Genomic DNA, 10559 nt, shown 5'->3' on the forward strand with positions numbered 1-10559 from the left:
AGCCGTTACCAGAGCAGCTTCACACCCAGGCTGCCGCTCACACCGCTGCGCGTGCGCGCGTCGCCCCCCATGTCCCACAGCTTGCCGAGCTCGCCATACAGGCTGGTGCGGGCGCTCACCCGCCAGCTGGCGCCCAGCGCGAGTTCGCTGCTGGTGCCGCCGGTGCGGCTGCTGATGTCGGTGCTGCCGCCCGTCCCGACGAACCGGGTGATGTCGGTACCGCTGCTGCGCTTGTAGAGGTTCAGGCCCCCATAGAGTTGCAAGGGGCCGGGCCCGACATCCCACCGGCCCTTGATGCGCGCGCCCACGCGGGCGATCCAGCCGGCATCGATGTCTTGCTGAACGCTTGCGTTGCTGATGGTGTTGTCGTCCAGGCTCACGCGCTGGTAGGCGAGCTGGAGCTGCGGCTCAAGCACCCAGCGCGGTGCCAGCGCCAGGGCCTTGCCCACTTCGACCGAGGCCACCAGGCTGTCGCCCGTGCCCCTGCTGGCCAGACCCGTGGACGCGTACGCGGTGTAGCCATGATCGGCCACCTGCAGCACGCCATCGACATACAGCCCGTCCGACGGGAGCCAGGTGGCGTAGCCGCCCAGGTACCGGCTGCTCAGCACGTTGCGGCCCGCGGCGTAGTTCACCTCGCCGCTGGCAAAGCCGTTGACCTTCATGTCGCTTTCCAGCTTGCCCACGTAGACGCCGGTGCGCCACTGGGCACCGCCCCACAGGTCGGTGCCGGTCTGGAAGCCGCGGATGCGCCCACTGCTGGTGGGACTGACCGTGCCCTGCTGGGCGATGTCGCGGTCCACGTTGAAGATCCGGCCCCAGGCCTGGCGTTCACCGCCGCCAGCGGCGTCCTGGGCGGCGCGCGGCTCGCCGATGCGCTGCTGCCGGTCGCCCAGCATCGCGAAGTCCAGGGAACGGAACTGTTCGGGCACCACGGCGTACAGCGAGGCCTCGCTGCGGTAGCCCGTGGAGCGCAGGTACCAGTTCTCGCCCGCGCCGCTGGCGTCGCCCGCGTGCAGGCTGTAGGCATAGGCGCCGCCACCCACCTGGCCACCGGGCAGGCTGAAGGCGTCGCGCGTGGTCTGTGCCGTGGTCGTCGCGCCGCCGGTGGCGCTGATCACTTCGATGCCATCGCCCGTCGTGAGCGAACCCAAACCGCCGAGGTTGCTGATCTGCAATTGCGTGGTGCCCGTGGCGCTGGCCGCGGGACCCGCGAACACCAGGGGCGCGCCGGTCGGGCCAACACCCAGGTTCATGGTGCCGCCGTTGCCCACATAGGCGCCGGTCATGGTGAGTGTGGCACCCGACAGCGACACGGTGCCGGCGTTGCTCAGGGTGCTCAGCGTCTGGTCGAAGCTGCCCAGGTCCAGCGCGCCCCCGGCAGCGACGGTGTGGGCCGAGTTGGCGCTGAACACGTTGGCCGCGCCGGCGCGCAGCGTGCCGCCGCTGATGGTGGTGGCGCCGGCATAGGTGCTGGCGCCGCGCAGCGTGGTGGTACCGCTGCCCAGGTGGTTCAGGGTGATGCTGCCCGTGATGGGCGCGGTGAAGTCGTAGGCGCTGGCGTTGTGGTTGAAGTTCAACACCGCCGTGCCTGCGCCGCCGTTGACGACCGAAGCGAGCACCGTGCCCGGTGCGATAGCCGCATCGCCCGCGGCAGCGCCGATGTTCAGCGTGGCGGAGCCGCCGGCGTTCGCCGCGAGGTTGAGCGCTTGAGTACCACCGTTGGCCGAAAGCAGCGCGCCATCGGAGACGCGCAAGGTGGCCGTGCCCGACGCGCCCAGCGCGATGCCGCCGAACGTGGTGCCGATCGAGGAGCCCGCGCCGGTCACCACGCCGGTGAAGCCACCGGGCATCGAGCCCAGGTGAATGACCAGCCGGGCCTCCAGCTTGCCGCCGCCGGACACCTCGAGCGTGCCGCGCTGGTGGATGTACGAGACGGCGGAGGTGAGGGCCGAACCTGTGCCGCTGACGAGCACGTCGGCCACCCCACCGCTGGACGTTGCGGGCAAGGCGCCGCCGAAGCGGATGCCGGATGGCCCGGTAGAGGCCAGCACACCGCCGTCCAGCACGCGGATGTTGACCTGCCCTGCGAGGCCTTGCAGCAAGGTCACCCTGGCATGGGTGCCCACGCCTTGCACGGTGAACGCGCCGGTGGTGCCTGCGGTGTTGCCGACGTTGAAATTGCCCAACGTACCGTAGGACGCACCGGACCGCAGGACCAGTGATGCCCCGCCCACAGACTCGAGGGCCATGGCAAAGCCATTGGGATTGATCGTCACGTTCCCTTGCACCGGCGGCAGCGCGGTGGTGATGGTGAAGCCCGTGGTCAGGTTGATCGTGGACGTCGGGTCCCCGCTCGCGTTCGCCGCGTTGATCGCCGAGATCAACTCTGTTTCGTTGGTGACTGAGAAAGTGGCGGCTTGCGAGACGCCGCAAGCGGTCCATGTGGCCAAGGCCAGTGCTGTGTAACGCGGGTTCAACGGTGGCTCCTTGTGGTGAAAAAATCGGCCCACGAGAAGCGGGCAAACGCCGCCCGCTCTCAAAAACGCAGCAGTTTACAGATGTAAGTGTTCGTCTCGACGACCGATGCCGCCGAAGCCCCCTGGCCGCCGTCGGTCAATGGCCCTGAGCGGGGTTGGCCGTGGGGACCTGCTGCATCCACAGCGGCTCCAGCTCGCGCCAGGCGCGCTGCACGTTGAAATCCTGCCGCTGCGCGTGGCCGGCCCAGTGGCGCCATTCGGGCATCTGCAACATCGGCACGCTGGCGCTCTCGCCCGCGTGGCGGCCCTGGTCCATGGCGCTCAACACCTGTTCGCGCAAGGCCTGCAGATAGCCACGCGTGCTGGCCAGGGCGGCGGGCGCTTGCTCGCCTTGCGCGCTGGACGCCACCGCGCCGATCACGTGGCGCGGTTTCAATGCCTGCAAGCGGTCCAGCGCGGCCAGCCAGGCGTCCACCCTGCCCTGCGCGAGTTCGGGCAGGCGCTCGCCGACGACCAGACCGCCGGCCCACACCACGCCTAGCTGCGCGTGCCAGAGCACGAGGTCGCTCTCGGTGTGGCCCTGTTCCTCGCGCATCACGCGCAGCGGTTGCGCGCCGACGCGCAGCACGTCGCCCTCGGCCAGCGTGCGCGTGGGCCACACGATCGCCGTGCCGGCCATGGCCTCGGCGCCCGCGCGCTCGGTGATGCTTTGCAAGCACGCCGGACAGCGCTGCTCCATCGCCACGCGCGTTCGCGCGGTGGCCAGCACGGTGGTCTGCCCGGCCTCGATGCGGTCGGCCCAGGCGCCATTGGCCAACACGTTCTCGGCATGCGCGTGGGTGTTGACGATCCAGCGCACCTGCACGCCAAAACGGCAGGCCAGCGACGCGCGCACGCGCTGGCCATGGCGGTGGCTCGGCCCCGGGTCGACCACCAGCGCCTCACCTCCGTCGATCAACACCGAGGTCGGCACGACATGCCCCGCGTTGGACAGCGACACCTCTTGCAGCGTGGGCGGTGACCACGCCCACACGCCGGGCGCGACGGCCCGCCAGGGCACGTCGTCCGCGCAGTCGCGGCTTTGCGCCCACGAAGCTCCAGCACACAAGGCGAGCAGTAGAACGCCGAGGCGTTTCATGACAAACACCGCCGCACACATGCGCGCAGTTGCGCCAGCATTGCCGGCTCGCCACCCAGGTGGCCGCACGGCGGCGTGTGCAGCAGCACCGGACCATCCGCCGCACGGCCCTGGGCGGACCAGCGAACGCTGTTGGCCGGTGAACAGATCGCATCGAAACGCCCATGCACCCAATCCACCGGCGTGTGCTCAAGCGCCAGCGAAGCCACCGCGCGCTCCAGGTCGCCCGGTCGCATGAAACCCCGTTGCAACAGGTAATGCGCCTGCACCCGGTACCGGGCCCACGCGGCGCGGTCGCCGCGGTGCACACCGGGCCGCTGCAACTGTGCGAGCGCGCGCCGCTGCTGGCGCCGCATCCCGGCCCATGCGCGGCGGATCGCATGGGCCGAAGATGGCGCGGCGTGCCGCAGGCTGCGGCGCACACCGCGCAGCGCGTCGTCGGTTTCGCGCAAGGCCCAACCGCGCAACGCGCGCAGCGATGCAACACCCAGTGTCCCTTTTTGAAGCAGTTGTCTCAGCCGCACCAGCGCCACCGGCACACCCACACCCTGCTGCACCGGCCACAGCGCGGCCGGCGCCCTCAGGGTTTGCCCTCGCTTCACCGACGGCAACAGCAGGCCACCGATCTCACGGCGCGTGAGCGCGAAGGCGCCACGCAGCACCAGGCGTTGAACGCGGCGCGGGTAACACAGCGCATACGCCAGCGCCACCACCGTGCCCCACGAACCCGCCAGCAGCGACCAGCGTTCGATGCCCAGTTGCGCGCGCAGCCGTTCGAGATCGGCCACCAGCGCAGCGGTGTTGTTCCTCAGGGTACGGCCCCGTGGGCGCGACGCCCCCGCGCCGCGTTGGTCGGGCGCGATCACGCGTTGGCGTTGCAGATCGAACGGCCGCAGCATGCCCGGCTGGCAAGCCCCGCCCGGCCCACCGTGCAACAACAGCCAGGGTTCGCCGCGCGCGTCGCCCACCTCGCGCCAGGCCATGCGGTGCAGGCCACCGACGGCGAGCCGACGGGGCTGGGGCCAGGAAGCGGCGGTTGGCATGGCACCGATATTGCTGTTCATGGTGGCGGCTGGTGTGGCGATGGTGCCCTCCGGCTTGCAGACATGTTTCATGCCAACCTTACTGGAGACACACCATGCAATGGACCACCCCCGCTTTCACCGACATGCGCTTCGGCTTCGAGATCACGATGTACATCGCCAACCGCTGATCCCTGGCGGCAACGATTCCTGAGCGCACGTGTGCACAACGCGTGCGCTTTTTTCATCACCTTCTCACGGTCCATCCATCATGCGCATCCGGGTTCTGGGTTCTTCGGCCGGTGGTGGCTTTCCGCAATGGAACTGCAACTGCCCCAATTGCGATGGCCTGCGCCGTGGCACGGTCATGGCCCGCGCGCGCACGCAGTCGTCGATTGCGGTGAGTGCCAATGACCTGGACTGGCTGCTGGTCAACGCCTCGCCCGACATCCTCACCCAGATCCGCGACACACCCGAGTTGCAACCCGCGCGCTCGGTGCGCGACAGCGGCATCGCCGCCGTGTTGCTGATGGACGCGCAAATTGATCATGTCACCGGCCTGCTGATGCTGCGCGAGCGCGCCAGCGCGCTGCCCTTGCTGGCCACGCCCGAGGTGCTCACCGAACTGGGCAAAGGCTTTCCCATCACCGGCATCCTCTCGCACTACTGCGGCGTGGCGCCGCACGCGCTGCCGACCGACGGCCGCAGCTTCACCGCGCCGGGGCTGGACGGCATCGGGCTGCAGGCCGTGCCGCTCTCGTCCAGGCCGCCGCCGTACTCGCCGTTTCGCGGCAACCCGCGCCCGGGCGACAACATCGGCCTGGTGCTGCAGAACCCGTCCAACGGCGCGCGCGTGTTCTACGCGCCCGGCCTGGGCGAGGTCACGCCCGAGTTGCTGGACCTCATGTCCAGCTGCGCCGTGGTGCTGGTGGACGGCACCTTCTGGACCGGCGACGAGATGCAGCGCCTGGGCCTGTCCACCAAGGCCGCGGCCGACATGGGCCACCTGCCGCAGAGCGGCCCCGGGGGCATGCTCGAACAACTCGCGCGCCTGCCGGTGGCCACGCGCAAGCTGCTGATCCACATCAACAACACCAACCCGATCCTGATCGAGGATTCCGCCGAGCGCGCCGCCCTCACCCGCCTGGGCATCGAGGTGGCGCACGACGGCATGGACATCCACTTCTGAACCGGACGCAGGCGCACCATGGACATTGCCACCACACCCCGCCCCGCCACCGGCCTGCCCGCGTGGACGCGCGCCGAGTTCGAAGCACAGCTGCGCGAGAAGGGCCGCTCATACCACATCCACCACCCGTTCAACGTGCGCATGAACACCGGTGGCTGCACGCCCGACGAGCTGCGCTGCTGGGTGGCCAACCGCTTCTACTACCAGGTCTGCATTCCGCGCAAGGACGCGGCCATCCTCGCCAACATGGCCGACCGCGCGCACCGCCGGCTGTGGATCGAACGCATCCTCGACCACGACGGCCATGGCGACTACGAAGGCCCGGCCGCGGGCGGCCTCGAAGCCTGGACGCGGCTGGGCGAGGCGGTGGGCCTGTCGCGCGAAGACCTGTGGTCGTTGCAGGGCGTGGTGCCCGCGGTGCGCTTCGCCTGCGACGCGTACGTGAACTTCGCCGCGAAGGCGCCCTGGCAGGAAGCCGTGTGCTCTTCGCTCACCGAGATGTTCGCGCCGCAGATCCACAAGGACAGACTGGCCTCCTGGCCCACGCACTACCCGTGGATCGAGGCCACGGGCTTGAACTACTTTCGCACGCGCATCCCGCTGGCCGGGCGCGACGTGGAACACGGCCTGCAGGTCACCCTGGAACACTTCAACACGCGCGAGGCCCAGCACCGCGCGCTCGACATCCTGCAGTTCAAGCTGGACATCCTGTGGAACATGCTGGATGCCATCGAGAAGGCATGCCAATGAACACCGAAAGCCATCCCAAGCTCTCTCGGCGCTTCCGCCTGCAATACGAGCCGGCGCAGACGCGCTGGGTGCTGCTCTATCCCGAAGGCATGGTGCAGCTCAATGAGAGCGCGGCCGAGATCCTCAAGCGCTGCGATGGCGAGCACAGCGTGGCGCAGATCGTGGGCGAACTGGAAGCGGCATTCGCCGTTCAGGACATCACGGCGCAAGTGCAAGCCCTGATCGCAGAAGGAGGCCGCCGTGGCTGGATCGATTGAACCGCCCGGCCCGCCGCTGTGGCTGCTGGCCGAGCTGACCTACCGCTGCCCGCTGCACTGCGTGTTTTGCTACAACCCCACGCAACACGCGCGCATTCAGCAAGAGCTGAGCACCGCGCAATGGGTGGACGTGATGCGCCAGGCGCGCGCGCTCGGTGCGGCGCAGTTGGGCTTTTCGGGCGGTGAGCCGCTGCTGCGCGACGACCTCGAGGAACTGGTGCAGGAAGCGCACGCGCTGGGCTACTACACCAACCTCATCACCTCCGGCGTGGGCCTGACCGATGCGCGCGCCACGCGCCTGAAGGCCGCCGGGCTGGACCACGTGCAGCTCTCGTTCCAGGACAGCACGCGCGAACTCAACGACTTCCTGAGCCACACGCGCACCTTCGAGCTCAAGCAGAAAGTCGCGCGCATCATCAAGGCGCACGACTGGCCAATGGTGATGAACTGCGTGCTGCACCGGCACAACCTGCCGCATGTGGGCCAGATCATCGAGATGGCGCTGGACCTCGGCGCCGAGTACCTCGAACTCGCCAACACGCAGTACTACGGCTGGGCCTGGGTCAACCGCGACCACCTCATGCCCACGCACGAACAACTGATCGAAGCCGAAGCGGTGGTGAACCGCTACCGCGAGCAGATCGGCCAGCGTTGCCGGCTGCTGTTCGTCGTGCCCGACTACTTCGAGCAGCGCCCCAAGGCCTGCATGAACGGCTGGGGATCGGTGTTTCTTTCGGTCGCGCCCGACGGCCTGGCCATGCCCTGCCACAACGCCCGCAACCTGCCCGGCCTGGCCCTGCCCAGTGTGAAAGACACACCGCTGGCCGACATCTGGCACAAGAGCAACGCTTTCAATACCTACCGTGGCGACAGCTGGATGAAGCCGCCGTGCCGTGACTGCAACGAACGCCACAAGGACTTCGGCGGCTGCCGCTGCCAGGCCTTCCAGATCACCGGCGACGCGGCGCAGGCCGACCCGGTGTGCGGCAAGTCGCCGCACCACGAGAAGGTGGTGCAGCTCGTGAAGCAGGCGCCCACGCAACGCCATATCCCCATCGTGTTCCGCAGCGACACCGAATCGCGCGGCCTGCACCCCGAGGTGCCGGCGTGAACACCACCACAACCGTCACCACCACCGGCCACCACCGCATGCTGGGCGCGGCCGTGGTCAGCCACCTGCCCGTCCTGCGGCGCGGCCCGTTCGCACTGGAGCATGCCGAACACGGTCTCTTCCTGCTGTGGCTGGCCTTCATGGGCCTGCTGGGTTTCGGTGCGCTGCTGCTGTGGCAGGCCGGCGCCTGGCATCGGCTGGTGCAGGCCGACCCCACGGGCCTCACCATCGCCATCGTGCTGCTGTTCACCGGCTGTTCGCTCTGGGCCGGCCGCCGCGCCTGGGTGCTCGGCCAGCAGCGCCTGCGGCTGGACGCCGCGCGCGAAGACAGCGTGGACACCTGGAGCGCCGAGTACCGAGCCGCCTGCGCACGGCCCGGCGCCGACCCCACCATCTGTTTGCAAGTGCTCGGCGAGCGCGCGCACGGCCCGCACGAAATGGCCTGGTGGCTCAACGGCATCCAGCTCAAGCTCGGCCTGCTCGGCAAGGTGATCGGTTTCTCCATCCTGGCGCTGCAGCTCGGCGAGGTGCAGAGTTTCGACGCGAGCCAGTCCACCCAGTTGCTGAAGAACCTCACGGGTGGCCTGGGCATCGCGTTGCTGACCACCGTGACCGGGCTCACCGGCAACATCCTGCTCGGGCTGCAGCTCATGCGGCTGGACCGCTTCGCCGACGCCCTCGTTGCCGACACCCTGGCCTTCACCACGGAGGCTCCGCATGGCGATCGGCCGAGCGGTCCGTGACACCGAGACCGACCCGTTCTACGACATGTTGTTCAACATGTTGATCGCGTTCGTCTTCTGCTTCGTCATCGCCCTGCTCGCGTTCAACCCCAAGGCGCGCAAGAGCGGCGACATCCCGGCCAAGGCCGAATTCATCGTCACCGTGTCCTGGCCCGACCACAACCCCAACGACGTGGACGCCTGGGTCAACGAGCCCGGCGGCCAGACGCTGTGGTTCCGCCAGCGCGACGCCGGCATGCTGCACCTGGACCGCGACGACCGCGGTGCAAAGAACAACAGCGTGATCGTCAACGGCCGCGAGATCAGCAGCCCGGTGCGGCAGGAAATCGTCACGCTGCGCGGCCTGGTGCCGGGCGAGTACGTGGTGAACGCGCACTACTACGACTCGCGCGACCAGCAGCCGGTGGACGTTTCGGTGGCGGTGGTGAAGGTGAACCCGCAGGCCGAGATCGTCTACACCGGCACGCAGCAGATCCCGCGCAAGGGCGATGAACGCACGCTGGTGCGTTTCACCATCGACGACGCTGGCACGGTGACCGATCTCAACACCCGACCTCTCACCATCGTGCAACGGACCGGGCTCTGACCTTCTTTCGACACAACATGATCCCCACCGTTTCGTCCCAACTGCTGTGGCTGGTGCTGGTGTACGCACTGCTCGCCTTCCTGCTGCTGTGCCTGTTGCTCGCCACGCGTTGGCACTGGGGTGTGAAGCTCGGTGCGGTGCTGCTGGTGAGCGGCTTCTATGCCGTGAGCCACAGCACCTTGCAAGGCATCGCCGGCTGGCCGAGCGACGACGCCCTGCCCCCGCGCTTCGTGCTGCTCTCCGCCGTGTTCGACGAACCCAGCCCGGGTCGCGGCCATGCGGGCGCGATCTACATCTGGGTCAACCCCATGAAGGACAACCAGCCCCTGGCCATGCCGCGCGTGCACCGCCTGCCCTACGAGAAAGACCTGCACCGCATCCTGGGCGACGGCATGAAGAAAGCGCGCGACGGCAACACGCAGATGGGCAGCACCGAACCCCTGCGCGGCCCCGGCGGCTTCGCCTGGCTGCGCCCGGCCGGCAACGACAGGCTGCAGATCAAGCTGAGCGATCTGCCGCGCGCGCAGCTCCCCGAGAAATGAACCACCGCCTTGCCCTGATGGCGTGCGTGGGACTCGCGGCCTGCCAGCCCGCGCCCGATGACGACAGCTGGTTCCCGCTCGTCGAAGGCACGGTGCAGGTGTACGCGGTGAAGGTCGAAAGCGACGAACCCACCGCGCCGGAAGAATGGACGCTCACCGTCCAGGGACCGCAGACCGTCGACAACAAAACGCTGATGGTGCGACACCACTCGGCCGGCGTGAGCTACTACCTGCACAGCGACGAACACGGCGTGCGCCGCATCGCCACCCGCACCGACATCGACAACGAACCCACTACCGACCCGGAGCCACTGTGGGTGCTCAAGGCGCCGTACCAGGTGGGCACCGAATGGACGACGCCCACCGTGCCCTACCTCGTCCTGCGCCGCAATGAACACCCGCGCGAACTGCGCTACACCCACAAGGCACTGATGGGCTGGCGCATCGAAGCCGTGAACGACGAAGTGACCACGCCCACCGGCACGCACAAGCCGTGTCTGCGCGTGGTCGGCCGCGCGAAACTGAACCTCTTCACCGACCCGGTGAACGGCTTCACCGACGTGCCCCTCACGAGCCGCGAGTGGTATTGCAAAGGCAAGGGCCTGGTGAAGTTCGAGCGCGAGGAGACGGTGCCGTCGGGGTTTCTGGTGGGTGGGCGGTTGATGGCGGAGTGGTCTCGCTAGGGTGGCAAGCCTTGGTGGACGTCTTCAGACCGGGTCAGCGCCCGCCACCGCCACCGCC

General features: G+C 68.6%; 12 protein-coding genes. 9 read left to right on the forward strand and 3 right to left on the reverse strand.

The genetic code is table 11. From position 1 onward, the window contains the following. Positions 1–5: 5 nt before the first annotated feature. The 3 genes from FFS09_RS19095 to FFS09_RS19105 form a co-directional block, all read right to left on the reverse strand. Positions 6–2480 (reverse strand): autotransporter family protein, encoded by a 2475-nt coding sequence (locus tag FFS09_RS19095; RefSeq protein ID WP_137920485.1) that lies wholly within the window; start codon positions 2478–2480, stop codon positions 6–8. Positions 2481–2616: 136 nt separating this feature from the next. After that, the gene (locus FFS09_RS19100) at positions 2617–3618 is read right to left on the reverse strand and encodes an MBL fold metallo-hydrolase (RefSeq protein WP_171020096.1); all 1002 of its coding nucleotides are present in this window, start codon (positions 3616–3618) and stop codon (positions 2617–2619) included. After that, positions 3615–4682, reverse strand: coding sequence for an alpha/beta fold hydrolase (locus FFS09_RS19105; RefSeq protein ID WP_212745122.1), 1068 nt, complete (start codon positions 4680–4682; stop codon positions 3615–3617). The genes FFS09_RS19100 and FFS09_RS19105 overlap by 4 nt, the downstream gene beginning before the upstream one ends. Before the next feature lie 74 nt (positions 4683–4756). Here FFS09_RS19105 and pqqA point away from each other — a divergent pair, with 74 nt between their 5' ends. The 9 genes from pqqA to FFS09_RS19150 all read left to right on the forward strand — a co-directional run bounded on the left by pqqA (position 4757) and on the right by FFS09_RS19150 (position 10501). Further along, a complete protein-coding gene (gene pqqA / locus FFS09_RS19110) occupies positions 4757–4831 on the forward strand; it encodes a pyrroloquinoline quinone precursor peptide PqqA (RefSeq protein ID WP_086121059.1) in 75 nt (24 codons plus the stop codon). A 77-nt stretch (positions 4832–4908) separates the two neighbouring features. After that, positions 4909–5829: a pyrroloquinoline quinone biosynthesis protein PqqB gene (pqqB, locus tag FFS09_RS19115; protein WP_171020098.1), complete on the forward strand. Its 921-nt coding sequence runs from the start codon at positions 4909–4911 to the stop codon at positions 5827–5829. An 18-nt stretch (positions 5830–5847) separates the two neighbouring features. After that, complete coding sequence (pqqC, locus tag FFS09_RS19120) at positions 5848–6579, forward strand: pyrroloquinoline-quinone synthase PqqC (protein WP_137920489.1); 732 nt, start codon at positions 5848–5850, stop codon at positions 6577–6579. After that, complete coding sequence (pqqD, locus tag FFS09_RS19125; protein WP_137920490.1) at positions 6576–6836, forward strand: pyrroloquinoline quinone biosynthesis peptide chaperone PqqD; 261 nt, start codon at positions 6576–6578, stop codon at positions 6834–6836. The genes pqqC and pqqD overlap by 4 nt, the downstream gene beginning before the upstream one ends. Further along, positions 6820–7947 carry a pyrroloquinoline quinone biosynthesis protein PqqE gene (gene pqqE, locus FFS09_RS19130; RefSeq protein WP_137920491.1) on the forward strand — a complete coding sequence of 376 codons (1128 nt, stop codon included), beginning with the start codon at positions 6820–6822 and terminating at the stop codon, positions 7945–7947. The genes pqqD and pqqE overlap by 17 nt, the downstream gene beginning before the upstream one ends. After that, a complete protein-coding gene (locus FFS09_RS19135; protein WP_252374426.1) occupies positions 7944–8690 on the forward strand; it encodes a MotA/TolQ/ExbB proton channel family protein in 747 nt (248 codons plus the stop codon). The genes pqqE and FFS09_RS19135 overlap by 4 nt, the downstream gene beginning before the upstream one ends. Beyond that, positions 8665–9276: a DUF2135 domain-containing protein gene (locus FFS09_RS19140; RefSeq protein ID WP_137920492.1), complete on the forward strand. Its 612-nt coding sequence runs from the start codon at positions 8665–8667 to the stop codon at positions 9274–9276. The genes FFS09_RS19135 and FFS09_RS19140 overlap by 26 nt, the downstream gene beginning before the upstream one ends. 17 nt (positions 9277–9293) lie before the next feature. After that, entirely contained in the window at positions 9294–9818 is a 525-nt protein-coding gene (locus FFS09_RS19145) for a hypothetical protein (protein ID WP_137920493.1), read from the forward strand. Next, positions 9815–10501, forward strand: a complete 687-nt coding sequence (locus tag FFS09_RS19150) for a hypothetical protein (protein ID WP_137920494.1) — start codon at positions 9815–9817, stop codon at positions 10499–10501. The genes FFS09_RS19145 and FFS09_RS19150 overlap by 4 nt, the downstream gene beginning before the upstream one ends. The last annotated feature ends 58 nt before the right edge of the window (positions 10502–10559 follow it).

Source organism: Hydrogenophaga sp. 2FB, assembly GCF_005503365.1.
GTDB lineage: Bacteria > Pseudomonadota > Gammaproteobacteria > Burkholderiales > Burkholderiaceae_C > Hydrogenophaga.